The sequence below is a fragment of the Streptosporangium sp. NPDC048886 genome (assembly GCF_055586905.1).
On record NZ_JBVJHH010000007.1, the window covers coordinates 259,939 to 286,734 of the forward strand.

General features: G+C 71.3%; 24 protein-coding genes. 2 read left to right on the forward strand and 22 right to left on the reverse strand.

Annotated elements, in window-relative coordinates; all coding sequences use genetic code 11:
• Nucleotides 1-45: 45 nt before the first annotated feature.
• From ACZ6R6_RS11285 to uvrA, 12 genes are all read right to left on the reverse strand, one after another.
• A complete protein-coding gene (locus tag ACZ6R6_RS11285; RefSeq protein ID WP_012892502.1) occupies nt 46-393 on the reverse strand; it encodes an RNA polymerase-binding protein RbpA in 348 nt (115 codons plus the stop codon).
• A 96-nt stretch (nt 394-489) separates the two neighbouring features.
• Nucleotides 490-720: a preprotein translocase subunit SecG gene (gene secG / locus ACZ6R6_RS11290; RefSeq protein WP_306868819.1), complete on the reverse strand. Its 231-nt coding sequence runs from the start codon at nt 718-720 to the stop codon at nt 490-492.
• Nucleotides 721-854: 134 nt separating this feature from the next.
• Nucleotides 855-1,616, reverse strand: a complete 762-nt coding sequence (gene tpiA, locus ACZ6R6_RS11295; protein ID WP_470092357.1) for a triose-phosphate isomerase — start codon at nt 1,614-1,616, stop codon at nt 855-857.
• 121 nt (nt 1,617-1,737) lie between these two features.
• Nucleotides 1,738-2,925, reverse strand: a complete 1,188-nt coding sequence (locus ACZ6R6_RS11300; RefSeq protein WP_470092292.1) for a phosphoglycerate kinase — start codon at nt 2,923-2,925, stop codon at nt 1,738-1,740.
• Nucleotides 2,925-3,929, reverse strand: a complete 1,005-nt coding sequence (gene gap, locus ACZ6R6_RS11305) for a type I glyceraldehyde-3-phosphate dehydrogenase (RefSeq protein WP_470092359.1) — start codon at nt 3,927-3,929, stop codon at nt 2,925-2,927. The genes ACZ6R6_RS11300 and gap overlap by 1 nt, the downstream gene beginning before the upstream one ends.
• 650 nt (nt 3,930-4,579) lie before the next feature.
• On the reverse strand, nt 4,580-5,560 hold the full coding sequence (gene whiA, locus ACZ6R6_RS11310) for a DNA-binding protein WhiA (RefSeq protein ID WP_012892507.1): 981 nt from the start codon (nt 5,558-5,560) through the stop codon (nt 4,580-4,582).
• 92 nt (nt 5,561-5,652) lie between these two features.
• Nucleotides 5,653-6,588, reverse strand: coding sequence for a gluconeogenesis factor YvcK family protein (locus ACZ6R6_RS11315; protein WP_470092295.1), 936 nt, complete (start codon nt 6,586-6,588; stop codon nt 5,653-5,655).
• Entirely contained in the window at nt 6,585-7,460 is an 876-nt protein-coding gene (gene rapZ, locus ACZ6R6_RS11320; protein ID WP_306868812.1) for an RNase adapter RapZ, read from the reverse strand. The genes ACZ6R6_RS11315 and rapZ overlap by 4 nt, the downstream gene beginning before the upstream one ends.
• Nucleotides 7,457-9,430, reverse strand: a complete 1,974-nt coding sequence (uvrC, locus tag ACZ6R6_RS11325; RefSeq protein ID WP_470092361.1) for an excinuclease ABC subunit UvrC — start codon at nt 9,428-9,430, stop codon at nt 7,457-7,459. Before uvrC ends, rapZ begins: the two co-directional genes overlap by 4 nt.
• Before the next feature lie 139 nt (nt 9,431-9,569).
• A complete protein-coding gene (locus ACZ6R6_RS11330; protein WP_470092297.1) occupies nt 9,570-10,007 on the reverse strand; it encodes a Rieske (2Fe-2S) protein in 438 nt (145 codons plus the stop codon).
• A gap of 122 nt (nt 10,008-10,129) precedes the next feature.
• Nucleotides 10,130-10,537, reverse strand: coding sequence for a Rieske (2Fe-2S) protein (locus tag ACZ6R6_RS11335; RefSeq protein WP_470092299.1), 408 nt, complete (start codon nt 10,535-10,537; stop codon nt 10,130-10,132).
• A gap of 107 nt (nt 10,538-10,644) precedes the next feature.
• On the reverse strand, nt 10,645-13,485 hold the full coding sequence (uvrA, locus tag ACZ6R6_RS11340) for an excinuclease ABC subunit UvrA (protein WP_470092301.1): 2,841 nt from the start codon (nt 13,483-13,485) through the stop codon (nt 10,645-10,647).
• Nucleotides 13,486-13,715: 230 nt separating this feature from the next.
• Here uvrA and ACZ6R6_RS11345 point away from each other — a divergent pair, with 230 nt between their 5' ends.
• On the forward strand, nt 13,716-14,522 hold the full coding sequence (locus ACZ6R6_RS11345; protein ID WP_470092303.1) for a maleylpyruvate isomerase family mycothiol-dependent enzyme: 807 nt from the start codon (nt 13,716-13,718) through the stop codon (nt 14,520-14,522).
• Entirely contained in the window at nt 14,519-15,160 is a 642-nt protein-coding gene (locus tag ACZ6R6_RS11350; protein ID WP_470092305.1) for an MBL fold metallo-hydrolase, read from the forward strand. The genes ACZ6R6_RS11345 and ACZ6R6_RS11350 overlap by 4 nt, the downstream gene beginning before the upstream one ends.
• Before the next feature lie 211 nt (nt 15,161-15,371).
• On the opposite strand, the gene pssA is transcribed toward ACZ6R6_RS11350, so the two are convergent.
• The 10 genes from pssA to ACZ6R6_RS11400 all read right to left on the reverse strand — a co-directional run bounded on the left by pssA (nt 15,372) and on the right by ACZ6R6_RS11400 (nt 26,791).
• On the reverse strand, nt 15,372-16,202 hold the full coding sequence (gene pssA, locus ACZ6R6_RS11355) for a CDP-diacylglycerol--serine O-phosphatidyltransferase (RefSeq protein WP_306868802.1): 831 nt from the start codon (nt 16,200-16,202) through the stop codon (nt 15,372-15,374).
• The gene (locus ACZ6R6_RS11360) at nt 16,189-16,836 is read right to left on the reverse strand and encodes a phosphatidylserine decarboxylase (protein ID WP_470092307.1); all 648 of its coding nucleotides are present in this window, start codon (nt 16,834-16,836) and stop codon (nt 16,189-16,191) included. The genes pssA and ACZ6R6_RS11360 overlap by 14 nt, the downstream gene beginning before the upstream one ends.
• 128 nt (nt 16,837-16,964) lie before the next feature.
• Nucleotides 16,965-17,957, reverse strand: a complete 993-nt coding sequence (locus ACZ6R6_RS11365) for a TerC family protein (protein WP_470092309.1) — start codon at nt 17,955-17,957, stop codon at nt 16,965-16,967.
• A 196-nt stretch (nt 17,958-18,153) separates the two neighbouring features.
• Entirely contained in the window at nt 18,154-19,275 is a 1,122-nt protein-coding gene (locus ACZ6R6_RS11370; RefSeq protein WP_470092311.1) for a glycosyltransferase family 4 protein, read from the reverse strand.
• Nucleotides 19,268-20,917, reverse strand: coding sequence for a murein biosynthesis integral membrane protein MurJ (gene murJ / locus ACZ6R6_RS11375; RefSeq protein WP_470092313.1), 1,650 nt, complete (start codon nt 20,915-20,917; stop codon nt 19,268-19,270). The genes ACZ6R6_RS11370 and murJ overlap by 8 nt, the downstream gene beginning before the upstream one ends.
• Complete coding sequence (locus ACZ6R6_RS11380; protein ID WP_470092315.1) at nt 20,914-21,780, reverse strand: hypothetical protein; 867 nt, start codon at nt 21,778-21,780, stop codon at nt 20,914-20,916. Before ACZ6R6_RS11380 ends, murJ begins: the two co-directional genes overlap by 4 nt.
• A gap of 4 nt (nt 21,781-21,784) precedes the next feature.
• Nucleotides 21,785-22,756, reverse strand: coding sequence for a copper transporter (locus ACZ6R6_RS11385; RefSeq protein ID WP_470092319.1), 972 nt, complete (start codon nt 22,754-22,756; stop codon nt 21,785-21,787).
• Complete coding sequence (steA, locus tag ACZ6R6_RS11390) at nt 22,753-23,964, reverse strand: putative cytokinetic ring protein SteA (protein ID WP_470092321.1); 1,212 nt, start codon at nt 23,962-23,964, stop codon at nt 22,753-22,755. Before steA ends, ACZ6R6_RS11385 begins: the two co-directional genes overlap by 4 nt.
• Before the next feature lie 118 nt (nt 23,965-24,082).
• Nucleotides 24,083-25,795, reverse strand: a complete 1,713-nt coding sequence (gene recN, locus ACZ6R6_RS11395) for a DNA repair protein RecN (protein ID WP_470092323.1) — start codon at nt 25,793-25,795, stop codon at nt 24,083-24,085.
• A gap of 90 nt (nt 25,796-25,885) precedes the next feature.
• A complete protein-coding gene (locus ACZ6R6_RS11400) occupies nt 25,886-26,791 on the reverse strand; it encodes an NAD kinase (RefSeq protein WP_470092325.1) in 906 nt (301 codons plus the stop codon).
• Nucleotides 26,792-26,796 lie beyond the last annotated feature (5 nt).

The following is a 26,796-nucleotide window of genomic DNA, read 5'->3' on the forward strand; positions in this document are numbered from 1 at the left end:
AGGCCCCCGTGGAGAAGTTCCACGGGGGCCTTCGGCGGGCGGTGCCTAGTAGATCGGGCGCGAGGAGGAGCGCAGGCGCTCCAGAGCCTCAGCCAGGATCTGGGCGCCGTCCTTGTCGCTGCGACGCTCCTTCACATAGGCGAGGTGCGTCTTGTAAGGCTCGTTACGCGGCGGCGCGGGCGGGTTGGCCTCGTCCTGACCGGCCGGGAGACCACATCGGGGGCAGTCCCAGAACTCCGGCACGGCCGCGTCGCTGGCGAAGCTGGGACGCGTCTCATGCATGTTGGCGCACCAGAACGGGACCCTCACACGGGGAGCCGCCTCGCCCCGCTCCGCCTCCCCCATCGGGCCCGCGCCGACACGGCTGCCACGGATCGCGTTGCCACTACCCACGGATGAACTCCTCGCTCGATGGCCCCGCCGCTCGGTTGGATGCGGGGGGCTGAACCACTGTCACGCTTCGCGAAAGCCAGGTCAGGGCCTTCAGGGTCAGGGCTTAAGGAGCAGGCCCAGCGCGATGATGCAGACGAACCAGACCACCCCGGTGATGATGGTGAGGCGGTCAAGGTTGCGCTCCACGACCGAGGAGCCTCCGAACGACGACGAGAACCCGCCACCGAACAGATCCGACAGGCCACCGCCCTTGCCCTTGTGAAGCAGCACAAGCAGTACCATCAGCATGCTCGCCAGAATGAGGGCGATGGAGATTCCGATTGTCACCGTTGACCTGTTCCCTGTTTACGCGCGGCCCGCGTCCGGGGCGCGCCCCTTGTATGACGCCTGTGGCGTGACGATTCAAACTTGCTCTAAGAGGGTACGACGTGCTGTCAAGTCGTACCCTCCGAACAGCCTACTCAGACGGACATCTCGCCGAAGCGGCAGAGCTTGACGAACTCCCCCGGATCGAGGCTGGCGCCGCCGACCAGGGCACCGTCGACATCGGGCTGCTCCATGATGCCGGCGATGTTGTCAGACTTGACCGAGCCCCCGTAAAGGATACGGACCGCGGCGGCCACCTCACCGTCATACAGCTCGGCGAGTCGGGCACGCAGCGCCGAGCAGACCTCCTGCGCGTCGGCCGGGGTGGCCACCTCCCCGGTGCCGATCGCCCAGACCGGTTCGTAGGCCACCACGACGGACCTGGCCTGCTCGGCGGTGACCGTACGCAGCGCCCCGTCGAGCTGCGAGACGCTGTGGGCCACCTGACCGCCGGCCTGACGGACCGGCAGGCCCTCCCCCACGCACAGGATCGGCGTGAGCGAGTGCCGGTAGGCCGCCAGCACCTTGGCGTTGACCAGGTCGTCGTCCTCGTGGTGGTACTGGCGCCGCTCGGAGTGCCCGACCAGGACGAAGGTGCAGCCGAGCTTGGCGAGCATCGCCCCGGAGACGTCTCCGGTGTAGGCGCCGCCGTCGTGCCGCGACAGGTCCTGCCCGCCGTACACGATCCGCAGCTTGTCGCCGTCCACGAGCGTCTGCACGCTGCGCAGATCGGTGAACGGCGGCAGCACCGCCACGTCGACCCTGTCGAAGTCCTTGTCGTTCAGTGCGAACGCCAGCTTCTGGGTGTGGGCGATGGCCTCCAGGTGGTTGAGGTTCATCTTCCAGTTACCGGCCATGAGCGGCCTGCGCGCCGTGGTCACCTGTCGCTCCTCGATCCTCGCTCGCTCGTCGGACGGCCCGCCCCCGCCGTCCCGGGGCGCCCCGGGACGGCACGATGCTCACTGCGTCGGTCCACTCCTAGGCCTCCAGCGCGACGAGTCCGGGCAGGGTCTTGCCTTCCAGGTATTCGAGGCTGGCGCCGCCACCGGTGGAGATGTGCGAGAACCCGTCCTCGGGGAGGCCGAGCTTGCGCACGGCCGCGGCCGAGTCACCGCCGCCGACGACGGTGAACGCCTCCGACCCGATCAACGCCTCGGCGACGGCCCGGGTTCCGCCGGAGAACGCCTCGAACTCGAAGACGCCCATCGGGCCGTTCCAGAACACGGTCGCGGCGTCGGCCAGCTCGGCCGCGAACAGCTCGCGGCTGCGCGGGCCGATGTCGAGCCCCTGCCGGTCGGCCGGGATCGCGGTGGCGTCGACCACCTCGTACTCGGCGTCCTCGGCGAAGTCCACGGCCGCCAGCACGTCGACCGGCAGGACGAGCTCCACACCGCGCTTGGACGCCTCGTTGAGGAACTCGCGGACCTGGTCGAGCTGGTCGCGCTGGAGCAGCGAGCGGCCCACCTCGTAGCCCTGGGCGGCCAGGAAGGTGTAGGCCATGCCACCGCCGATGATCAGCCTGTCGACCTTGGTGAGCAGGTTGCCGATGACCCCGAGCTTGTCGGAGACCTTGGCTCCGCCCAGCACCACGGCGTAGGGCCGGACCGGTTCGTCGGTCAGCTTCCTGAGCACCTCGACCTCGGCCACGACCAGCCTGCCCGCCGCGTGCGGCAGCAGCAGCGGGACGTCGTAGACGCTGGCGTGCTTGCGGTGCACGGCGCCGAAGCCGTCACCGACGTAGATCTCCGCCAGCGCGGCCAGCTTCTCGGCGAAGGCCGCCCGCTGCCCGTCGTCCTTGGACTCCTCGCCCGGCTCGAAGCGCAGGTTCTCCAGCAGGGCCACCTGGCCGTCCTGGAGCGCCGCCACGACGCCCTGCGCCGACTCCCCGACCACGTCGGTGGCGTGGGCGACCTCGGAGCCCAGCAGCTCACCCAGCCGCCTGGCCACCGGGGCCAGCGAGTATTTCGGATCCGCCGTCCCCTTGGGGCGCCCCAGGTGGGCGCAGACGATCACGCGCGCGCCCTTGCCGACGAGCTCCTGGATCGTCGGCACCGAGGCGCGGATGCGGCCGTCGTCGGTGATGACGTCCCCGTCGAGGGGGACGTTGAGGTCGGCGCGGACGAGGACGCGCCGACCCTTCACGTCGAACTCAGACAGGTCCTTCATCAGAGGCCGGTGCCGACCAGCTCGATGAGGTCGCCGAGGCGGTTGGAGTAGCCCCACTCGTTGTCGTACCAGCCGACGACCTTGACCTGGTTGCCGATCACCTTGGTCAGGCCCGCGTCGAAGATGCAGGAGGACGGGTCGGTGACGATGTCGCTGGAGACGATCGGGTCCTCGGTGTAGGTCAGGAAGCCCTTGAGGTCGCCCTCGGCGGCGGCCTTCATCGCGGCGTTGACCTCCTCGACGGTGGTCTCACGGCCGACCTCCACGGTCAGGTCGGTGGCCGAGCCGGTGGGGATCGGCACGCGCAGCGCGAACCCGTCGAGCTTGCCCTTGAGCTCGGGCAGCACCAGGCCGATCGCCTTGGCGGCGCCGGTCGAGGTCGGCACGATGTTCAGCGCGGCGGCGCGGGCGCGGCGCAGGTCGCCGTGCGGGCCGTCCTGCAGGTTCTGGTCCTGCGTGTAGGCGTGGATGGTGGTCATCAGACCCTTCTCGATACCGAAGGTGTCGTTGAGGACCTTGGCCATCGGAGCCAGGCAGTTGGTGGTGCACGACGCGTTGGAGATGATCGTGTGGTTGGCCGGGTCGTACTTGTCGTGGTTGACGCCCATCACGATGGTGACGTCTTCGTTCTTGGCCGGGGCCGAGATGATGACCTTCTTGGCGCCGTTGTCGGCGTGCACCCGGGCCTTGTTGGCGTCGGTGAAGAAGCCGGTGGACTCCACCACGACGTCCACCCCGAGGTCGCCCCAGGGCAGCTTGGCGGGGTCGCGCTCGGCGAACGCCTTGATCGACTTGCCGTCGACGACGATCTCGTCGGCGGTGCTCTTCACCTCGTACGGCAGGCGGCCGAGGATGCTGTCGTACTTGAGCAGGTGGGCGAGCGTGGCGTTGTCGGTCAGGTCGTTGACCGCAACGATCTCGATGTCCTTGCCGCTGGCAGCGACCGCACGCCAGAAGTTGCGACCGATGCGGCCGAATCCGTTGACGCCTACGCGGATGGTCACGGTGCCGATCTCCTCGTACGTCGGTGCGCCGATCCACCGGACCGGCGACTTGGGGCGGGCTGAAACCTCAACCACGAACCCTATCGGACCCAAATTGGTGTAGACCACTGGCGGGGTGGGTCTGTTCTCCGTTAACCCATGGGTAGGTATCGTGCCGTTCAAGCGAAGTGCCCGACTCGTCACTGTAGATACCCGCAATACCCTCAGGACCAGCCGTCATGCGGCCGATCCGCAGCCCCGGGGACGGCCTCGTCCCGGTGCCGGGCCGGGCCCGGCGGCCCCACCGCGCGCAGCGGTCCGGCCGGCCGGTGACGTCATCTCCTCGACGGCCGGGGTCTGCGGGGTGCTCGACACCTCCTCGACGGCCGGGGTCTGCGGGGTGCTCGGCACCTCCTCGACGGCCCGGGGCCGACGGGCTGCTCGGCGCCGGCCGGGCACGGTCCGCTCCCCGCGTCAGGGGTCACCTGGCGGCCCGGCGCCGTCGCGCCGACCCGGACCATCCGGCGTCCCACCGCGGTGAACAGCGCCGTCCTGCCGTCCGGATCGGCCGGCCACCGGCCGCGGGCCGCGCCGGACAGGCGGCAGGCCACGTGGTAGGGGCCGGGCACCGGATCGGCGGGGGCTGGCTCCTTCCGTACGCCAAGGGGCGTCTACGGCGCCAGCATGTCCACCGTGAGGTTCGCCTCGGTGTTGGGGATGCCGATGTCCTGGGCGCGCTTGTCGGCCATGGCGAGCAGGCGCCGGATGCGGCCGGCGATGGCGTCCTTGGTCAGCGGCGGGTCGGCGAGCTGGCCGAGCTCCTCCAGGGAGGCCTGCTTGTGCTCGACCCTCAGGCGGCCGGCGATCACCAGGTGCTCCGGGGCCTCCTCGCCGAGGATCTCCAGGGCGCGCTGTACCCGGGCCCCGGCGGCGACCGCGGCACGGGCCGAGCGGCGCAGGTTGGCGTCGTCGAAGTTGGCCAGGCGGTTGGCCGTCGCCCGCACCTCGCGGCGCATCCGCCGCTCCTCCCAGGCCAGCACGCTGTCGTGGGCGCCCAGCCGGGTCAGCAGCGCGCTGATCGCGTCACCGTCGCGGACCACGACCCGGTCCACGCCCCGGACCTCGCGGGCCTTGGCGTGGATCTTCAGCCGCCGGGCGGAGCCGACCAGCGCGAGCGCCGCCTCCGGCCCCGGGCAGGTGACCTCCAGCGACATGGAACGGCCCGGCTCGGTCAGCGAGCCGTGTGCCAGGAAGGCTCCCCGCCAGGCGGCCTCGGCGTCGCAGGTCGCCCCCGCGACGACCTGGCGCGGCAGGCCGCGGACCGGGCGGCCGTGGTTGTCGATCAACCCGGTCTGGCGGGCCAGGGCCTCCCCGTCGCGGTAGACCCGCACCACGTAACGGGAGCCCTTGCGCAGCCCCGCGGGGGCCAGGACGAGCACTTCCGCCTTGTGGCCGAACACCTCGCCGATGTCCTTGATGAGCCGCCTGGCCGTGACGTTGGTGTCGAGCTCCGCCTCGATCACGATCCGCCCGCCCACCAGGTGCAGTCCGCTCGCGAACCGCAGGAGCGTCGACACCTCGGCCTTACGGCAGCAAGGCTTCAGGACCGGCAGCCTGCTCAGCTCGTCCTTGACCACACCTGTCATCGCCATGTGCGTTCGTCCTCCCCCATACAGACCTCATGCGACCCGATAAAACCAGGCTCACAGAAGTTTCTCGCACTCCTGAGCACCGCTGACCAGGATCAACGCTTCTCACGGAAAATCTCGTCCAGGACGGAGGCAAGACGTTGCGCATCGTGCCGCGGCGAGCCGTCCTCGTCCGCCACGGCCGCCAGGACGAGCCGGCCGCCGAGCTCGGCCGCCGCCTTGGCCAGCTCCTCCCCGTCCTCGGCCACCCCGGTGTCGGCGAGCACCACGTCGATCTCCAGGGCGGGGGCGTGCTGGCGCAGCACCTCCAGATGCTTCTGGGGGGAGAAACCGTCGGTCTCCCCGGGCTGCGGCGCGAGGTTCAGGGCGACCAGGCGGCGCGCCCGGGTGGAGTGCAGGGCCTGGGCCAGCTCGGGCACCTTGAGGTGGGGCAGCACGCTGGTGAACCACGAGCCGGGGCCGAAGACCACCCAGTCGGCGTCCAGGACCGCCTGGACCGCCTCGGGGCAGGCCGGCGGATCCTCCGGGACCAGCGAGATGGCCTGGACCCGGCCGGGGGTGAGCGCGCAGGCCACCTGGCCGTGCACGGTGCTCACCTGGCCGTCCAGCTCCACCTCCGCGGCGATGTCGAGCGGCACCGAGGACATGGGCAGCACCCGCCCGTGCGCGCCGAGCAGCCTGCCGACCCAGTCGAGGCCGGCGACCGTGTCGCCGAGCCTCTCCCACAGCGCCACGATCAGCAGGTTGCCGATCGCGTGGCCGTGCAGGTCGCCCTCACTCCGGAAACGGTGCTGGACGACCTCGCTCCAGGTCCGCCCCCACTCGTCGTCACCGCAGAGCGCGGCCAGCGCCATCCGCAGATCTCCCGGGGGCAGCACGCCGAGCTCCCGGCGGAGCCGGCCGCTCGACCCCCCGTCGTCGGCCACGGTGACCACCGCCGTCAGCCTGGAGGTGACCCTGCGCAGCGCCGACAGCGACGCGTACAGGCCATGCCCTCCACCCAGCGCGACGACCTTGAGACCTTCGATCACTCCCGGCCCACATCCCGATGACTTACCTGCACCTCCATGCCACCCCGGTCCCGCAGCCGGCCGCCGATCTGCTCGGCCATCGCGACGCTGCGGTGCTTGCCGCCGGTGCAGCCGACGGCGAGCGTGGCATAGCTCTTGCCCTCGCGGGTGTAACCGGCCGCGATGATGCCGACCACCTCGTCGTAGGCGTCCAGGAGCTCCTTCGCCCCCGGCTGGTTGAGAACATACTCCCGGACGGGGGTGTCCAGCCCGTTCATCGGGCGCAGTTCCGGAACCCAGTGGGGATTGGGCAGGAAGCGGCAGTCGACGACCAGGTCGGCGTCGACGGGCAGGCCGTACTTGTAGCCGAAGGAGACCACGTTGACCCGCAGGCCGGGCCGGTCCTCGCCGCCGAAGAAGGCGACGATCTTGCCGCGGAGCTCGTGGACGTTGAGGTTGGAGGTGTCGATGACCAGGTCGGCGTTTGCCCGGACCTCGCGCAGGATGCCCCGCTCGCGGGCGATCCCGTCGACCAGCCGGCCCTCTCCCTGAAGCGGGTGCGGGCGGCGGACGTTCTCGAACCTGCGGACCAGCTCCTCGTCGCTGGCCTCCAGGAACACCACCCGGACGGCGACGCCGCGGCCGTCCAGCTCCTCGATGGCGGCGTTGAGGTCGGTGGTGAAGGCCAGGCTGCGCACGTCGACGACCGCGGCCACCTTGTCGGCGGCCAGCTTGACCCGCCCGGCCTCCTCCGCCATGGCGAACAGCAGGCCGGGCGGCAGGTTGTCGATGACGAACCAGCCGAGGTCCTCCAGGGCCTTGGCCGCGGTGCTCCGTCCCGCCCCCGACATGCCGGTGACGATGACGAACGCGGGTTCTCTTCCGTTGTTCATGGGTTCTCCCCCTTCAAGGCCGAAACGATCGTCTCGGCCGTGGCGGGGCCGATCCCGGGAATCTCGCAGATCTGGGCCGCGGTGGCCTCCCGCAGCCGTTTCACCGATCCGAAATGCTTGATCAGGGCCTGTCTGCGGGCCGGGCCGAGCCCGGGGACCTCGTCCAGGGCGCTTTCCTTGACGCTCTTCGACCGCTTCGAACGATGGTAGGCGATGGCGAATCTGTGGGCCTCGTCGCGCACGCGCTGCAGGAGGTAAAGGGCCTCACTCGACCGGGGAAGGATCACCGGCAGGTCCTCACCCGGCAGCCAGACCTCCTCCAGCCGCTTGGCCAGCCCGCAGACCGCCACGTCGTCCACGCCCAGCTCGTCCAGCGCGCGCCGGGCTGCCGCCGCCTGGGCCGGGCCGCCGTCCACGACGACCAGGTTGGGCGGGTAGGCGAACTTGCGCGGCCGGCCGGTCTCCGGGTCGATGGGCGATCCGGCGCCGGGGTCGGCGTCGGATCCGAAGGCGGCGTCGGATCCGGGGGCGGCGTCGGCCTCGGAGGCGGCCTCGGCGTCGAGCTCCCCGGTGGCCGAACGCTCCTCCAGATAGCGCTTGAACCGGCGCGAGATCACCTCGTGGATCGAGGCGACGTCGCCCTCGGTGGAGCGGACGGCGAACCTGCGGTATTCGCTCTTGCGGGCCAGGCCGTCCTCGAACACCACCATGGAGGCCACCACGTTGGTGCCCTGGGTGTGGGAGACGTCATAGCACTCGATGCGTAGCGGCGCCTGGTCCAGGTCGAGCGCGTCGGCGACCTCCTGCAGCGCCCTGCTCCGGGTGGTCAGGTCGCTGGCCCGCTTGAGCTTGTGCTGCTTCAGAGCCTCCAGGGCGTTGCGCTCGACGGTCTCCATCAGCGCCTTCTTGTCTCCGCGCTGCGGGATGCGGATCTCCACCCGGGCCTTACGGTGCTCGCCGAGCAGCTCGGTGACCGCCTCCACGTCAGGGGGGAGGGCGGGCACCAGCACCTCCCTGGGCAGCGCCTCGGGGGTCGCCTCGCCGTACATCTGCAGCAGGAACTGCTCGACCAGCTCGCCGGGCCCGGCCTCCTCGACCTTGTCGACCACCCAGCCGCGCTGCCCCCTGATGCGTCCGCCGCGGACGTAGAACACCTGCACCGCCGCCTCCAGCGGATCCTCCGCCAGCGCGATCACGTCGCAGTCGGTGCCCTCCCCCAGCACCACGGCCTGCTTCTCCATCGCCCGCAGCAGCGCCTGGATGTCGTCGCGGAGCCGGGCGGCCCGCTCGTATTCCTGCTCGGCGGCCGCCTGACGCATCTCGCGCTCCAGCCGCTTGGTGAAGCGGCCGGTGTTGCCGGCCATGAAGTCGCAGAAGTCCTCGGCCAGCGTCCGGTGCTCCTCGGCGGTGACCCTGGCGACGCAGGGCGCCGAGCACTTGTCGATGTAGCCCAGCAGGCAGGGCCGGCCGATCTGCCCGGCGCGCCGGAACACCCCCGCCGAGCAGCTCCTGATCGGGAACACCCGCAGCAGCAGGTCGACCGTCTCCCGGATCGCCCAGGCGTGGGAGTAGGGCCCGAAGTAACGGGTGCCCTTGCGCTTGGCCCCGCGCATCACCTGGACCCGGGGGAACTCCTCGCCCATGGTGACCGCGAGGTAGGGATAGGACTTGTCGTCGCGGTATTTGACGTTGAACCGCGGGTCGTACTCCTTGATCCAGGAGTATTCGAGCTGGAGCGCCTCGACCTCGGTGCCGACGACCGTCCAGTCGACGTCGACGGCGGTCGTGAGCATGGTCTGGGTGCGCGGATGGAGCCCGGCGAAGTCGGCGAAGTAGGAGTTCAGCCGCTGGCGCAGGCTCTTGGCCTTGCCCACGTAGATGACCCGGCCGTCGGCGTCTCTGAACCGGTAGACGCCGGGGGATTCGGGGATCGACCCCGGACTCGGCCGGAAACTCGCCGGACCAACCACAGATCTCGCCACACCGGAAGCCTATCGGCCTTCACCGACAGGATCCCTTCGCCGGAACCCCTACCCGCCCCCGCTTCGCGGGATGTCCGCGGCGCCGGCGCCGCTCTCCCGGCGTCGGCGCCGGCGCCGCGGACCTCGCTCAGGCGAGGGTGATGGAGTCGCCCTCGACCTTGATCGCCTTCTCGGCCAGCGGCTTCTTGGCCGGGCCGCCGGCGACGGAGCCGTCCTCGATCTTGAACTTGCTGCCGTGGCACGGGCAGTTGATCGTGCCGCCCGAGACGCTCTCGACGTCACACCCCTGGTGGGTGCAGACGGAGGTGAAGGCCTTGAACTGCCCGGCGGTGGGCTGGGTCACCACCACCTTCTGGTCCTTGAAGACCTTGCCGCCGCCCTGGGGGATGTCAGCGGCCTTTGCCAGCGCCCCCGCCCCCGCCTCCGCGTCGACCGGGGCCGCCGGCGACGCCGGCGCCGCGCCGTCGGCGGCCGGTCCGCCGTAACCCGCGCACGCGGTCAGCACCGCCGCCATCCCGGCGCCTCCCGCCCCCAGCATCACCGCGCGACGTGTCGTGTCAGTCATGAGTCACCCTCCAAGATCCTCGTCCTCGGGTACGGCCGGCCCCGATGCCGGTCCAGCATGCCGTACCCGGCGTCAGAGAACTGTGAAGGATTCCACTTTCGGCGCGTCCTGGGCTGGAGGGCTCAGATCATCACGATGCCGTCGCCGTCGACCTTCAGCGCGAACTCCACCAGCGGGGCCTCCGCCGGACCCTTGAGGCACTTGCCGGAGTCGGCGGCGAACTCACTGCCGTGGCAGGGGCAGCGGATGACGCCGTCGGCCACCCGGCCGACCGCGCAGCCCTTGTGCGGGCAGCTCGCGGTGAACGCCTTGAACACCCCGGCGGTGGGCTGGGTGATCACGATCTTCCACTTGCTGATGACCTTGCCGCCGCCCACCGGTATGTCGGCGGTCTGGGCGATGACCTTCCCCTTGACGCCCGGCGGCACGATGCCCGGACCGGGTCCGCCCGCGTCCGCGGCACAACCGGTGAGCGCCGCCCCGCACGCCACGGCCGCCGTGGCGCCGATCACATGTCTGCGCGTGGGCATGGCGGAACCTTCACTGCTGCTCATCGTGGCCCTTCTCGCAACGTCCCCCGCATACCGGGCTCCCGCCTAAAGGGTATTGAGGCGGGGGCCCGGTCCTCCATCCGGCCTCAGGTGCCGAGGATCTTGCGCAGGAAGCGGCCGGTGTGGCTCTCGTCGACCAGGGCGACCTCCTCGGGCGTGCCGGTGGCGAGCACGGTGCCGCCCCTGGAGCCGCCCTCGGGCCCCATGTCGATCAGCCAGTCGGCGGTCTTGATCACGTCGAGGTTGTGCTCGATGACGATGACCGTGTTGCCGCCGTCCACCAGCTTGCCGAGCACGCCCAGCAGCCGCCGGATGTCCTCGAAGTGCAGGCCGGTGGTCGGCTCGTCCAGCACGTAGATCGTCCGTCCGGTGGAGCGGCGCTGCAGCTCGGAGGCGAGCTTGACGCGCTGGGCCTCACCGCCCGAAAGGGTCGTGGCCGGCTGGCCCAGCCGGACGTAGCCCAGGCCGACGTCGTTCAGCGTCTGGAGGTAGCGCTTGATGGACGGGATCGCGTCGAAGAAGCCGAGGGCCTCCTCGATCGGCATGTCGAGCACCTCGGAGATCGTCTTGCCCTTGTAGTGGACCTCCAGCGTCTCCCGGTTGTATCGCGCCCCGTGACAGATCTCACACGGCACGTAGACGTCCGGCAGGAAGTTCATCTCGATCTTGATGGTGCCGTCGCCCGAGCAGGCCTCGCAGCGGCCGCCCTTGACGTTGAAGCTGAACCGGCCCTTCTGGTAGCCGCGGACCTTGGCCTCGGTGGTCTGCGCGAACAGGTCGCGCACCTTGTCGAAGACACCGGTGTAGGTCGCCGGGTTCGAGCGGGGGGTGCGGCCGATCGGCGACTGGTCCACGTGCACGACCTTGTCGACGAGGTCCATGCCGTTGACCCGCGAGTGACGGCCGGGGACGGTGCGCGCGCCGTTCAGCTCCTTGGCCAGGGCGTTGTAGAGGATGTCGTTGACCAGCGTGGACTTGCCCGACCCCGAGACGCCGGTGACCGCGGTGAACACCCCGAGGGGGAACTCCACGTCCACGCCCTTGAGGTTGTGCTCGCGGGCGCCCTTCACCGTGATCTGCCGCTTGCGGTCACGCTTGCGGCGTTTGGCGGGGATGGCGATGCTCCTGCGCCCGGACAGGTAGGCGCCGGTCAGCGAGCCCTCGGAGGCCAGCAGGTCGGCGACCGTGCCGGAGACGACGACCTGGCCGCCGTGCTCACCGGCGCCGGGGCCGATGTCCACCACCCAGTCGGCGGCGGCGATGGTGTCCTCGTCGTGCTCGACCACGATGAGGGTGTTGCCCATGTCCCGCAGCCGGATCAGGGTCTCCAGCAGCCGCTGGTTGTCACGCTGGTGCAGGCCGATGGACGGCTCGTCGAGCACGTAGAGCACCCCGACCAGGCCCGAGCCGATCTGGGTGGCCAGCCGGATGCGCTGGGCCTCGCCGCCGGCGAGGGTGCCCGAGGCGCGGTCCATGGTCAGGTAGTCGAGACCCACGTCCAGCAGGAAGCCCATCCGGGCGTTGATCTCCTTGACGACCCGCTCGGCGATCTGCATGTCCCGGTCCGACAGCCTGAGCCCGGCCAGGAACTTCGCGCAGTCGCCGATCGACATCGCCGAGACCTCGGCGATCGAGCGGTCCTCCACCGTGACGGCCAGCGAGACCGGCTTGAGCCTGGCCCCCTTGCAGGCCGGGCACGGGATCTCCCGCATGTAGCCTTCGTATTTCTCCCGCATGCCGTCGCTCTCGGCCTCGGCGTGGCGGCGCTGCACCCAGGGGATGGCCCCCTCGAAGGTGGTGTAGTAGGAGCGTTCGCGGCCGTAGCGGTTGCTGTAGCGGACGTGGACCTGCTCGTCGTAGCCGTGCAGCAGGGCGTTGTGCGCCTTCTTCGGCAGCTTCTCCCACGGGGTGGTGAGCTTGAAGCCCATCGCGAGGCCGAGCGCCTCGACGAGGCGGATGAAGTAGTCGCTGGTGTGCCCGCCGGCCCACGGGGAGATCGCGCCCTCGCCCAGGGTCTTGTCCGGGTCGGGCACGACCAGGTCGGGGTCGACCTCCATCCGCACCCCGAGACCGGTGCACTCGGGACAGGCGCCGAAGGGCGAGTTGAAGGAGAACGAACGGGGCTCCAGCTCCTCGAACGACAGGTCGTCGTAGGGGCAGTAGAGGTGCTCGGAGTAGAAGCGCTCGCGGTTGGGGTCGTCCTCGGGGAGGTCGACGAACTCCAGCGTGATCGTGCCGCCCGAAAGCTGCAGGGCGGTCTCCACGGAGCCGGTGAGGCGGCTGCGCGCGCTCTCCTTCACCGCCAGCCGGTCGACGATCACCTCGATGTCGTGCTTCTCCTGCTTCTTCAGCGTCGGCGGCTCGTCCAGCCGGACCACCGTGCCGTCGACACGGGCCCGGGCGAAGCCCTTGACCTGAAGCTGGCTGAAGAGCTCGGCGTATTCGCCCTTGCGTCCGCGGATCACCGGGGCGAGGACCTGGAAGCGGGTCCCCTCGTCGAGCTCCATCACGCGGTCGACGATCTGCTCCGGGCTCTGCCGGGCGATCGTCCGGCCGCACCGGGGGCAGTGCGGCTTGCCGATGCGCGCCCAGAGCAGCCGGAGGTAGTCGTAGACCTCGGTGATCGTGCCGACCGTCGAACGCGGGTTGCGGCTCGTCGACTTCTGGTCGATCGACACCGCGGGCGAGAGCCCCTCGATGAAGTCGACGTCGGGCTTGTCCATCTGCCCGAGGAACTGGCGGGCGTAGGCCGACAGTGATTCGACATAGCGACGCTGACCTTCGGCGAAGATGGTGTCGAAGGCCAGGCTGGACTTGCCCGAGCCGGACAGGCCAGTGAAAACGATCAGAGAGTCTCGCGGCAGGTCCAGCGAGACGTCCTTGAGGTTGTGTTCGCGTGCGCCACGCACGATGAGGCGGTCAGCCACAGCAATCCCGACGTCGTTGTAGAGGGTTAAGAGCGGTCGCGGGAAGACTAGCGAGGGGGCCCGACAATTTCGGAGCGGCGCCTGGGGGCCGAACTTCCCGGCCCTCTCCAGACTACGGTCTTCCCGTGAGCCTTACAGGTCACTTGATGCATCGACCACATGTTCCAACCGCGGGGACACGGTGTTTTATGCCCTGGCCCACCTCCCCACCCGGGTGATGGAGTGAAGAGATGGATGTCGTAGAAGCTTTCCAGGCCGAGCTGGCCGCCTCCACCGGCCGGCTGCTGGCCACCGCCGCGAGACTGTCCGACGCCGACGTCTCGGCCCCCTCCCGGCTGCCCGGCTGGACCCGCGGGCACGTGCTCGCCCATGTCGCCCGCAACGCCGACAGCCACGTCAACCTGATGACGTGGGCCAGGACCGGCGTCGAGACCCCGCAGTACCCCGATCCGGGGGCGCGCGACGCCGGAATCGAGGCGGGAGCCGCACGGCCGGCGAAGGAGCAGCTGGCCGACCTGGAGGAGAGCGCGGCACGGCTGGCCGCAGCGGCCGCCGCGGTGCCCGCCGAGGGATGGGCGACGATGATCAGCGGCACCAACCCGCCCAGCCATCCGGCCTGGTACGTGCTGGTCCGCCGGCTGCGTGAGGTCGAGATGCACCACGTGGACCTGGGGGCGGGCTACGAGTGCGCCGACTGGCCGGAGGCGTTCGTCCGCAGGGAGCTGCACGACGCGATGGTCTCCTGGCCGCATGAGCTCGGCACGGTCAGCGAGATCGTCGTCGAGGAGGTCAAGGACGGCGAGGAGCATCACCAGGTCTGGCCGGACCTCGGGACCGGGCCGGTGCTGCAGGGCGACGCCTGGGCCCTGCTGGGCTGGCTGACCGGCCGCTCGCCGGGGGCGGGGCTTAGGGTGATGCCCGAGGGGACCAGCGGCAACCGGCCCGCCGGCGCCGGGCGGGTGCCCGCGCCGCCGCCGTGGCTGACCACGTCCGCGCCTCCTCACCTGCCCGCTACCCCGCCCGAGGAGTATCCGTGACATACACAGGTGACGTGCAGGTCGGCGGCCCGGCCGACGTGCGCGAGCTGCCCGCGCTGACCATCTCCAAACTGGCCGTCGGCCCCTTCGACAACAACGCCTACCTGCTGCGGTGCAACAAGACCGGGGACGGCGTGCTCATCGACGCCGCCGCCGAGCCGGACCGCCTGCTGGAGCTCATCGGCGACCGGCCGATCAGCAAGATCGTCACCACCCACCAGCACGGCGACCACTGGCAGGCCCTGGAGCAGGTCGCCGCGGCGACGGGCGCGGCGGTGGTCGCCCACCCGCTCGACGCCGCCGCGCTGCCGGTGCCGGTGGACCTGGAGGTCGGCCACGGCGACGGGGTCACCGTCGGGGTGGTCACGCTGGAGGTGATCCACCTGCGCGGGCACACGCCGGGCTCGATCGCCCTGCACCATCCCGGCCACCTGTTCACCGGCGACTCGCTGTTCCCCGGCGGCGTCGGCAACACCAACAAGGACCCGGAGCGCTTCACCCGGCTCTTCACGGACGTGTCGGAGCGCGTCTTCGACCGGCTGCCCGACGAGACCTGGGTCTATCCGGGACACGGCAGGGACACCACGCTGGGCGCCGAGCGCCCCTCCCTGCCGCAGTGGCGCGAGCGCGGCTGGTAGCCCGCATCCGGCCCGCCCGGCGCCCTCCAGGCGGACGGGCGGGGCCCCAGCGGGAACGCGGCCGCCGGGCGGGCGGGCGGGGTCTCAGGTTGCGCCCCAAGGGGAACGCGATCGGGCGGGGCCCCGGGCCGCGCCCCAGGGGGAAACGTGCCCGGCGGGCGCGGAGACCGGCGCACGGCGGTCCTGGCCCGCGCGCCGGTGTCCGGAGCCGTCAGGTGATGCTCGCCGACTCCTTGCGCTCCTTGCGCTTCTCCCGCTTGAACATCAGGATGCGCAGCGGGATGGCGGCCACGATGGCCACCTGCATGATGGCGCCGACCTTGATCAGGGTGTCACCGCCGGGCAGGCCCGCGGCCCAGATGGTCAGGCAGGCGACGTTGATCATCATCCAGGCGAGCACGACGGCCGCCAGGTTGCCCTTGGGCTTGGGATACTCGATCCGGCTCACCATGAGGTAGGCCACGCCGAAGATCGGCAGCAGGGTCACGAGCGACGGCGGGAACAGCAGCACGATCGAGACCACCGTCATGGCGCCCATCGGGATGGGCAGGCCCATGAAGTCGCCGCTCTTGGTCTTCACGCAGGCGAAACGGGCCAGCCTGATGACGCCGGCCAGCAGCACCGACGCCGCGGCGACCATCACCAGCGGGAACGGCACCCGCTGGGTGAAGCCGCCCCAGATGACCACCATGAAGGCGGGGGCGAAGCCGAAACTGATCACATCGGCCAGGTTGTCCAGCTCGGCCCCCATGGCCGAGGCACGGAACTTACGGGCCACCAGGCCGTCGAACAGGTCGCAGGTGGCACCGATCAGCAGCAGCACCACCGCGGTGCCGAAGAACTGGGGGACGGCCGCGAACTTCCCGCCCGCCTGGAGCTGGTTGATCGCCGACCAGGCCAGCACGCAGACCGCGAGGAAGCCGCACAGCGCGTTGCCGAGGGAGAGGGAGTCAGCCGCCGAGAGCCGGAACGCCTTGCCGACGGGCCCCCGGGGCTCGTCGTCCGTCTCGTCCAGCGGCCAGCTCGCGTCAGCCGTGGTCAAGAGCCGTCACCCCCGCGACGGTCCGCTGGCCGACCGACACGGCGGGTGCGATTCCCTCGGGGAGATAGAGGTCCACGCGCGAGCCGAGCCGGATGAGCCCGATCCTGTCGGCCTTGGCCACCTTCGCCCCGGCCGCCAGGTAGGGGATGATACGGCGCGCGACCGCACCGGCGATCTGGACCAGCTCGATGTCACCGAGCGCGGTGTCCAGGTGCCATACGACCCGCTCGTTCTTGTCGCTGTCCTTGTTGAAGGCGGGCAGGAACCCGCCGGCCACGTGCTCCACCGAGGTGACCGTACCGGCCAGCGGCGCACGGTTGACGTGCACGTCGAGGGGGCTCATGAAGATGGCCACCCTCGTGCGGCCGTCCGGCCAGGGGTCGATGCTCTGCACCACGCCGTCGGCGGGCGACAGGATCCGCGCGGAGCCCGGCGTGCGCTCCGGATCGCGGAAGAACCAGAGCATGCCACCGGTGAGCGCGGCCAGAGGTGCCGCCGCGAGCGCCCAGCGCCGGTCACGGCGGCTGAGCAGCGAGGTCACTGCGGCGGCGGTCACGGTCGGGAGCAACCACGGGGAGACGCCACGTGCCAGCCGTATCCGGCCTGGCTGCTGGCTTGCTGAATCGTGGGACACGGGGAACCTTTTGTGATGTCTTGCGGCATTAGACCGGTATGTCTACCCGCCCTGGGGCAGGATGCTACCCATCTCTCAGCCCTTATACGGCGCAACTACACAAGCAAAGCTCCTCACGCGCCGATCCGCTAGCCCTGCTTGCCACTCGCGGAGGTGGTGATTTCCTTGCTTTCGCGTCCGTCGCGACGGGTCTTGATCAGGCTGGCCACAGTGGTGATCACCATGGTGACGCCGATGACCGACAACGACAGCCAGATCGGCACCTCGGGTGCCCAGGACACGCCACTGGAGTGCAGCGCCTCGAGAATCAGCTTAACCCCGATAAAACCAAGGATGAACGCCAGACCGTAGCTCAGGTAGACCAGACGCTGCAGCAGACCGCCCAGCAGGAAGTAGAGCTGACGTAGCCCCATCAGGGCGAACGCGTTGGCGCTGAAGACGATGAAGGCGTCGGTGGTGAGGCCGAAGATCGCGGGAATCGAGTCGAGGGCGAACAGCAGGTCGGTGGTGCCGATGGCGACCATCACGATCAGCAGCGGGGTGACCATGCGCTTGCCGTCGACCTTGACGACGACCTTGGAGCCCACGTAGTCGTCGGTGTGCGGCAGCACCCGCCGCGCCCAGCGCAGGACCGCGTTCTCCTTGAGCTCGTCGTCGTCGTGACCGTGCTGACGGACGAGCTGCACCGCGGTGTAGATCAGGAACAGGCCGAAGACGTAGAACAGCCAGCTGAAGCTCGCCAGCGCGGCGGCGCCGACGGCGATGAAGACGCCACGCATGACCAGGGCCAGCAGGATGCCGACCAGCAGCACCTTGTGCTGGTGGATCTTGGGCACCGCGAAGCGGGTCATGATGATGTAGAAGACGAAGAGGTTGTCGACGCTCAGGCTGTATTCGGTGATGTAGCCCGCGAAGAACTGGCCCGCCGGGGTCGGCCCGGCGAAGATCCACAGTGCGATGCCGAACAGGACCGCGAGCGTGACGTAGAAGCCGACCCAGAAACCCGCCTGCTTCATGGAGAACTCTCGGGGCTCGCCCCGGTCGACGATCCAGAGATCAACGGCGAGGACGACCAGCAGACCGCCGATGACGGCGATCCATGCCCAGAAAGGAACAGTCACGATAGATAACCCTCCGGCGGCGTGCACGACTGACTGCCGGAGGTCTCTCCCGCCCGCGGAAGTCTGGCGCGGACCGACAGCCCCGGGGGCCTCGTGGAGCGAGGCAGCACCGTGATGACGAGACTGTCACGAAGGGATACTCCCCCCCTAACCAAACCAGTATAGGTGTGCGGCTTGGCAGCACCTAACCGAACAATCAGGCCCGGCCCGCTGTTCCCCGCCGCGGCAGGCCCCCGTAGACCGCCAGCACGGCCTCCAGCGCCTGCTCCCGTCCAGGTAGGTCGCCGCCCCTCTGCGCGGCCGCCGCGGCCAGGGCGGCGGCGAGATCGTCGTCGGCGAGCACTCTCTCCACCGCCGCGCGCATCGCGGCGACGTCTCCGTACGGCACCAGCAGCCCGGCCTCGCCCACCATCGGGGGGATGCCGCCCACCGCGGTGGCGATCACCGGTGTCCCGGCCCGCAGCGCCTCCTGCACGGTCAGCGGCTGTCCCTCCCACCGGCTGGGCACCAGCAGGGCCCGCGCGATCCCGAGCAGATCCCCGACGTCGCCCCGGTCGCCCAGCAGACGCACCGGCAGGTTCTCGCGGTCGACGCGTTTCTGGAGCTCCTGGCGGAGCGGCCCCTCCCCCGCGACCAGGAACACCGCCCGCGGCGCGGACGCCCGGCCGGAGCCGAAGGCCGCCGCGACGTCGAGCAGGGTCTCCAGGCCCTTCTGCTGGGCGAGCCTGGCGACCGTCAGGAAGACGGGCCGCTCCCCCGTGCCGAGCTCGGCCCGGACCTCCTGCGGCCCGCGCCCGGAGGGGGGCAGCTCGGGCGCCGGGACGACGGCGGCCTCGACATGCCGGGCGCCCAGTCCGGCCATCCGCTCCCCCAGGTCGGGAGAGACCACCAGGATCCGGTCGGCGCGCCGGGCGACGATCCGCTCCAGAACCCCGTAGACCGCGCCGACCACGCCGCCCGCGGTGGCGGCGTTGTGCAGGGTCACCACCAGGCCGGTCCGGGTCCCGGCCAGTGCCAGCGCGGCCAGGGCCCCGGCCCGCAGCCCGTGGGCGTGCACGGCGTGCGCCCCGCGCAGCGCCCGCAGCGCCCGCGCCGCCCGCAGATCATGGAGCGGGCGGGGCCGGTCCGAGATCGGCACCGGTACGAACCGCGCCCCGGACCGGCCGAACCCGAAGGTCTCCTCGGTCTCCGGCGGCCCGGCCACGACCACCTGGTGCCCCCTGCGCACCAGCCCCTCGGCCAGCATCGCCACATGCCGTCCGACCCCGCCCGCGCTGGTCCCCAGCACCAGCGCCAGCCGTGCGCCCGAGTCAGTCATCGCCACCGGTCCTTCCTGCAATGGGCATCCGCCTGAAGCGGCCCAGCAGCATCTTGGCGTCCGGTCCGTCGACCACCGCGGCCACGGCCGCGAACGCCGCCGCGCCGGCCACCGCCGCCCCGGCCCCGACCGCCACGCACATCCACCTCGACACGCCGGCGGCCGCCGTGACGACGGCCAGCCCGGCCCCGTAGGCGGCGGCCCCGCCGAGCACGGCGGCGAGCACGGCCCGCCACGTGCCGGCCAGCCCGCCGGCGCCCCTGGCCCGGAAGACCGCCAGCGCCAGCAGCACCCCGCCCACGGTCATGCCGACGGTGCTGCCCAGCCCCAGCCGTCCCACCACCTCGGACGGGTCACCGGCGGCGCGGGCCAGCAGGATCTGAGCCAGCAGCGCCACCGTCCACCCGGTCACGGAGGCGACCGCCGCCGACCGGCCCCGGCCGCAGGCGTACAGCACCCGCGCGAGATGGAGCATCAACCCGTATCCCACCAGGCCAGGCGCGGACAGCAGGACGGCCCTGGCCATCTCCGGCGGGTCGCCGCCGTCGGTGCCCTCGAGGAAGATCCGGGCCACCGGCATGGCCACCGCCGCCATCACCCCCGCCGCCAGCCCCGTCACCAGCAGGATCGCCCGCGTGGTGGAGGAGGCCAGGCTGTCGAAACCGGCCCGGTCCCCCTCCGCCGCCCGGGCGGACAGCACCGGGAACGAGCTGGTGGCGATCGGCACCACGAGCACCGCGAAGGGGAGCTGGTACAGCGCCCACGCGTAGGTGTAGACGCCCGTCGCCCCCGCCCCGCCCAGCTCGTTGGCCAGGCGGACCACGACGGTCAGGGCGACCTGCTGGGCGATGAGCACGGCGATGCCCGCGGTGGCCAGCCGCCGCGCGCGGGCCGCGACTCCGGGGGGGAAGGACAGCGACGGCCGCAGCCTCAGCCTGAGCCGGGCCACCGGGCCGGCCACGGTGAGCACCATCGCCGCGGCCGCGATCGTCGCGCCGAGGGAGAGCGTCAGCATCCCGGCTGTCGTGAGATCCGACAGCTCGTCCGCGGCTCCGTCCGCGACCGGCGCGAACACCAGGTAGGAGGCGACGATGAGCAGGCTGGAGACCAGCGGCGCCAGAGCGGGCCCCATGAAGCGCCGGTGGGCCTGGAGCACGCCGTACAGGACCACCGCGAGTCCGAAGAAGATCATCCGGGGGGCGAACACGACGAGCATGTCCGTGCCGACCTCGATCACCAGGGAGACGTCGCAGTCCTTGACCTTCCCGACCAGCAGCGTGACGATGGGCCCGGCGAACGCGGTGATGAGCAGGGTCAGCGGCACCAGGGCGAGCATCGCCCAGGTGAGCAGGGCCGAGGTGGTCCGGCTGACCTCCGCCCTGGCCTCGGGGTCCTCGGCGGTCCGGGAGGCCGCCGAGGCCAGCACCGGCACCACCATCCCGGCCAGCGCGCCCCCCGCCACCAGCTCGAAGACGATGTTGGGCACGTAGTTGGCGGTGTTGTAGGCGGTGCTGAGGCAGAGGTTGCCCACGGTCTGCGACTGGACGAGATAGCGGCCGGACCCGACGAGCCGGGCCGCGACGGTCACGATCCCGATGAGGAGCGCCGCCCCGGCGACCCCCTGCCCGATCTTTCTGATCATCGGTCGCCGGGCGCCTGCTCCACGGGACGGCGGCCGAGCATGTCGATGCGGTTGAGCAGGGGGTTGCCCGCGATGACCCGGGTGAAGCTGATCTTCTCCGAGGCGGCGGTCAGCGCGACCACGGTGCCCAGCACGGCCAGGCGCCCGGGACGGCCGAGAGCGACCGAGGCGGCCAGGCCGAGCAGCGCCCCCAGGGCGTTGGCCCCCGCGTCGCCCAGCATCGCCCGCTCCCCGAGGTCCTCGGGCAGGAGCGCGACGGCGGCGCCGATCGGCAGCGCGGCCAGGGTGGCCGGGACCGGGGTGTCCCGGCTCAGGCCCACGGCCAGCAGCGGCAGGCCGGCGAGCAGGCCGGCCTTGATGGCACGGCCCGGACGCAGGTCGAAGAGGTTGGCCAGGTTCGCGCCGCCGGCGACCAGCGCGCCGTTGACCGCGAGGTCGACGGGGCCGCGGGAGGTCGCGGTGGCGGCGGCCAGGCCCGTCGCGCCGATGCCCAGGAGCTTGACCGCGCCGCTGGTGACCTCGCCCTTGGCCAGGGCGCTCAGATGGCCCTTGAACCCCTTGGAGGACGTCGCGCCGTACAGGTCGTCGTAGGCGCCGAGGCCGCCGGCGCCGGCCACGGCCAGCAGGACGGCCGCGCGGACCCGGGCGGGCAGGCCCGGGACCACCGCGGCGGCCACCCCAGCGCCCGCGACGACGGCCGGGCCCTCGAGCAGGGTGATCGGCTCGCCCCGGTGGTTGGTCCGCTCCCAGGTCTCCGTGTCGCCGACCGGCGGCCTGCGGGTGAAGGCGGCGTAGGCGGCGCGGGCGGCCGCCGCGCCGAGAAAGGCGCCGGCCAGGGCGCCGAGAAAAGCACGACGGGCCATCGGGTCATCCTCCGGAGGTGGCCGTGGGGGTGGGGGCGGGGGGCGCACTGGGTTCGGTGCCCGAGACACCGGGACCTATGCCGTAATGCCCGGCGACCCCGGACAACTGCTCCCGCAGAGCGTAGACCACCACGATCCGGCCCGCGGGCATATCGATGTTGTCGACGCTGGAGACCTTCTCCGCGGCGGCGGTGTCCTCGCGCAGCGCGGCGATGGCCCCGCCGGCCGCGGCGCCGGTGGGCGGGCCGGTCAGCACGGCGCCCCGGCCGGCCTCGTCCAGCCCCAGGGCCATCGACACGATCGCGCCCGCCTGCTGGGCGGCGCTCTCCCCGGTGTACGGCTCCGCGGGCGCGACCAGCACGGCCAGGCCGGCCCGCTTGGCGGGCTGGTCGGTGACGGTGATCAGGCCGGCGCGCTGGAAGGCTTCGAGGACTCCGGTCGCGGTCGGGTCGACCTTGCCCAGCTGCGCGGGGTCACTGGTCACGATCGCGCCGGCGAGCAGCGCGGCGGCCCGGTCGTAGGTCGTGCCCTCGACCGGGAGGGTCATGTCGACGGGCTTGGCGTCGGTGACCAGCTTGTCGATGAGGGCCGACTGGCTGACGTCGACGTAGTCCTCGCCGAGGATGACGCGGCCGGTCACCGTGGCGCCGGACTTGGCGATCACCTCCTGCACCGCCTCTCGCATGGCCGTCGTGGTGCCGGGGGCCTCCACGATCACCACGCGCTCGGTCGCGAGGGCGTCCTGGACCAGCCGGGAGGTGTCGGTGGTGACGAAGGCGTCGTTGGCCGCCTCACGCTTCTGCAGGGTCTCCAGCTCGGTGCGGTATTCGTCGTTCCTGATGCGGAGCTGGTTGGCGAAGGTCTCGGCCGTCTTGATGGCCGGGTCCTCCAGGAAGCTGGTGCCCAGCACGATGCCGACCGACAGCGCGAGGAAGATGGCGACGATGGAGACGAGGTGATAGCGGAAATCGATCACGAGAAGAGTCCGACCAGCCAGAAGATGAAGCCGTTCCAGACGTCGCGGACACTGTCCAGCCAGATCTTGCCGACCGGGGAGACGATGATCGCCACCCCCATGGTGATCAGCGTGGTGGCGACGAGCAGGAGCAGGGACGGGGTGGAGATCCGGCTGCGGTAGAGCCGGCTGACGCCCTTCGCGTCGATGAGCTTGCTGCCCACCCGGAGCCGGGTGAGGAAGGTGCTGGCCATGCCCGAGCGCCCCTTGTCGAGGAACTCCACCAGGGTCGCGTGCGTGCCGACGGCGACGATCAGGTCGGCTCCCTTGTCGTCGGCCAGCAGCATCGCGATGTCCTCGCTGGTGCCGATCGCCGGGAAGATCACGGCGTCGCGGCCGAGCTGCTGGACCCGCTCCAGGCCCGGCGCCCGGCCGTCCCGGTAGGCGTGCACGACCAGCTCGGCGCCGGAGGTGAGCGCCTTGGTGGAGACCGAGTCGAAGTCGCCCACGATGATGTCGGGCAGGTAGCCGGCCTCGATGAGCGCGTCGGCGCCGCCGTCCACCCCGATCATGATCGGACGGTATTCGCGGATGTAGGGGCGCAGCGCCGCGATGTCCTCCTTGTAGTGGTAGCCGCGCACCACGATGAGGACGTGCCGCCCCTCCATGACCGTCCGGACGTCGGGCACGCCGACGCCGTCGATGAGGAGGTCGCGCTCGCGCCGGACGTATTCCATGGTGTTCTCGGCGAACGCCTCGATCTGGACCGTCAGCCCGGCCCGCGCCTCGACCATCGCGGCCTCGACCGACTCGGCCGTCTGCACGTCGCCCTTGCCCACCACCTCGTCCTCGAGGTAGACCGCCCCCTCGTGGACCCGGACCAGATCGCCGTCCTTGATCCGCTCGAACAGCTCGGGGCTGGCGTTGTCGACGAACGGCACCCCGGCGTCGACGATGATCTGCGGACCCAGGTTGGGGTAGCGGCCGCTGATGCCCGCGGCAACGTTGACCACGCTCGCCGCGCCGCACGCGACAAGCGCCTCCGCGCTCACACGGTCGACGTCAACGTGATCGATAATCGCGATCTCCCCGGGCCTGAGGCGTTTGGTCAGCCCCTTGGTCCGCCGATCGATTCTCGCCACTGCCGTCACCCCTGGAAGGCCGGTGACCTTCCTGCGGCGGAGGTAACCGGTGAGCCTGCTCTGAAGCTCGTCAATCGGCACCTTCATCACGACCATCCTGCCAGAGCGAATGACCCGGCAAGCCAAACCCACGGCAGCACGTCGGATTCGTCACGGAAGATCCTCACCCGCTCCTGCTCCCCCGAGCATCCGAAAACAGTCCTCCTCAGGCCTTGTCCGCCGCGGCGATCGCGAGGAGCTCCTCCGCGTGCGCGCGGCCCAGCTCGGAGTCCTCCAGCCCCGCCAGCATGCGGGACAGCTCCCGCGCCCGCCCGTCCTTGTCGAGCGCCACCACGCCGCTGCGGACCACGCTGCCGTCGCCGGCCTTCTCCACGACCAGGTGCTGGTCGGCGAAGGCCGCCACCTGGGGCAGATGAGTGACGACTATCACCTGGGCGGTGCGGGCCAGACGGGCCAGACGGCGGCCGATCTCCACCGCGGCCTTGCCGCCCACGCCCGCGTCGACCTCGTCGAACACGAAGGTCGGCACCGGGTCGGCACCGGCGAAAACGACCTCGATGGCGAGCATCACCCGGCTGAGCTCACCGCCGGAGGCGCCCTTGTTCAGCGGCAGGGGCGGTGAGGCCGGATGCGGGGACATGCGCAGCTCGACCTCGTCGAGGCCGTGCGGGCCGAAGTCGTCGGCGGCCGTCATGCCGACCACCACCCGGGCGTGCGGCATGGCCAGCGCGGTGAGCTCCTCGGTGACGGCCTGCCCGAACCGCTCGGCGGCGGCAGCCCGGATCCGGGTCAGCTCGGCGGCCAGGTCGGTGAGGCGCCCGGTGAGCTCCTCGTGCTCCCGGGCGAGGTCGGCGATCCGCTCGTCGTCGCCTTCGAGCTCGGTGACGCGCTGCGCCGCCTGGGCGGCCCAGGCGAGCACCGCCCCGGTGTCCTCGCCGTATTTGCGGACGAGATGGGCGAGCACGGCCTGGCGCTCCTGCACGACCGAGAGCCGGACCGGGTCGGCCTCGACCGACTCGGCGTAGGCGGCCAGTTCGGTGGCGACGTCGGAGATGAGATATCCCGCCTCGGCGAGCCGGTCGGCGATCCCGGCCAGCGTCGGGTCGAACTCCCGCACCGCCTCGACGGCCGTGCGGGCCTGGCCGACCAGCGTGACGGCGTCCTGCATGACCTGCTCGCCGGACATCGGGTCCCCCAGCAGCGCCCGGTGCGCCGTCTCGGCCGCGCTCCGGAGGGAGTCGGCGTGGGAGAGCCTCTCCACCTCCTCGCGGAGTTCGGCGTCCTCGCCCGCTCTGGGGTCGGCCTTCTCGACCTCGTCGAGCCCGAACCTGAGCAGGTCGGCCTCCTGCGCGCGCTCCCGGGCCCTGGCGGTCAGCTCTGCCAGCTGGTCGGCGACCTGCTTGTGCCGCTTGTAGGCGTGCTCGTAGGCGCGCAGCGGCTTGACCAGGTCCTCACCCGCGTAGCGGTCGAGGGCGGCCCGCTGGCGGCCCGGCTGGAGCAGCCGCTGCTGGTCCATCTGACCGTGCACGGCCACCAGGTCCTCGGCCAGGTAGGTGAGCGTGCCCACCGGGACGGTGCGGCCGCCCAGCCAGGCGCGGCTGCGGCCCTCCGCGGAGACGGTGCGCGAGATGATCAGCTCCCCGTCTTCGATCTCGCCGCCCACGTCCTGCACCTGCTGGGCCACCCGGCCCGCCGGGTCCACCATGAGCGTGCCCTCGACGGTGGCCTTGTCCGAACCCGGACGGACGCGGGCGGGATCGGCCCTGCCGCCGAACAGCAGCCCCAGACCGGTCACCACCATGGTCTTTCCCGCACCGGTCTCGCCCGTGAGCACGGTGAACCCCGGCGACAGCACCAGGACGGCCTCGTCGATCACGCCGAGCCCTTGGATGCGGACCTCCTCGACCCTGGGTCGCACTGGTCCCTCCCGTCACATCGAATTCACCGAACATCAGTGCGGTGCGCGGGCACGATCCTACGCTCTCGGGACGACGATCGCCCGGACGCGCTACGACCGCACCCTGCCACGCCACCCCTGCACCGGGAGGTCGAATTTGGCGACCAGCCGGTCGGTGAAGGGCGCTCCGGTGTCCTCCACGCCGTGCAGCCGCGCCAGCCGTACCGGGACCGCGCCCCGGCGGACCTCGACCCGTGCGCCGGCGGGCAGGTCGAACCGGCGGCGGCCGTCGCACCACAGCACCGCCCCGGCCGTCTCCGGCTGCACCTCCAGCGCCACCGTGGAGCGAGGGGAGATCACCAGCGGCCGGGCGAACAGCGCGTGGGCGCTGATCGGCACCAGCAGCAGCGCCTCCACCTCCGGCCAGACCACCGGCCCGCCGGCCGAGAAGGCGTAGGCGGTGGAGCCGGTCGGCGTGGCGCAGATGATCCCGTCACAGCCCCAGCGCGACAGCGGGCGCCCGTCGATCTCGGCGACCGCCTCCAGCATCCGGTCGTTCTTCTCCACGGTGGCCTCGTTGAGCGCCCAGGTGTCGGCCAGCAGCTGCCCGTTGAGGCGGGCGGTGACCTCGACGGTCATCCGCTCCTCCACGTCGTAGCGGCCCTGGACCACGCAGTCCACCGTGACCGCCAGGTCCTCGACCTCGGCCTCGGCCAGGAACCCGACGTGCCCGAGGTTGACGCCCAGCAGCGGCACGCCCGCCGGACGGGCGAGCTCGGTGGCCCGCAGCAGGCTGCCGTCGCCACCGAGGACGATCATCATCTCGGCGTCCTGGACCGCCGCGGCGCTGGCGGGCACCACGTCGGCCCCCGCGCAGGCGATGGCCTCGGCCTCGGCGTTGAGGATGCGCACGGTCAGCCCGGCGTCCACCAGCCGGCCGATCACCGTCCGGGCGGCCTCGACGGCCGCCTCCCGTCCGGTGTGGGCGGTGACCAGCACGGTGCGCTTGGTAGTCATGTTCC

Excerpts from the sequence above, each read along its gene's own strand:
- whiA (WP_012892507.1), bottom strand. The coding sequence starts at position 5,560 with ATGGCGATGACAGGTGTGGTCAAGGACGAGCTGAGCAGGCTGCCGGTC.
- ACZ6R6_RS11300 (WP_470092292.1), bottom strand. The coding sequence starts at position 2,925 with ATGAAGGACCTGTCTGAGTTCGACGTGAAGGGTCGGCGCGTCCTCGTC.
- ACZ6R6_RS11370 (WP_470092311.1), bottom strand. The coding sequence starts at position 19,275 with ATGACTGACTCGGGCGCACGGCTGGCGCTGGTGCTGGGGACCAGCGCG.
- steA (WP_470092321.1), bottom strand. The coding sequence starts at position 23,964 with ATGAAGGTGCCGATTGACGAGCTTCAGAGCAGGCTCACCGGTTACCTC.
- tpiA (WP_470092357.1), bottom strand. The coding sequence starts at position 1,616 with ATGGCCGGTAACTGGAAGATGAACCTCAACCACCTGGAGGCCATCGCC.
- ACZ6R6_RS11380 (WP_470092315.1), bottom strand. The coding sequence starts at position 21,780 with ATGGCCCGTCGTGCTTTTCTCGGCGCCCTGGCCGGCGCCTTTCTCGGC.
- ACZ6R6_RS11400 (WP_470092325.1), bottom strand. The coding sequence starts at position 26,791 with ATGACTACCAAGCGCACCGTGCTGGTCACCGCCCACACCGGACGGGAG.
- rapZ (WP_306868812.1), bottom strand. The coding sequence starts at position 7,460 with ATGAACAACGGAAGAGAACCCGCGTTCGTCATCGTCACCGGCATGTCG.
- ACZ6R6_RS11330 (WP_470092297.1), bottom strand. The coding sequence starts at position 10,007 with ATGACTGACACGACACGTCGCGCGGTGATGCTGGGGGCGGGAGGCGCC.
- ACZ6R6_RS11345 (WP_470092303.1), top strand. The coding sequence starts at position 13,716 with ATGGATGTCGTAGAAGCTTTCCAGGCCGAGCTGGCCGCCTCCACCGGC.
- murJ (WP_470092313.1), bottom strand. The coding sequence starts at position 20,917 with ATGATCAGAAAGATCGGGCAGGGGGTCGCCGGGGCGGCGCTCCTCATC.
- ACZ6R6_RS11335 (WP_470092299.1), bottom strand. The coding sequence starts at position 10,537 with ATGCCCACGCGCAGACATGTGATCGGCGCCACGGCGGCCGTGGCGTGC.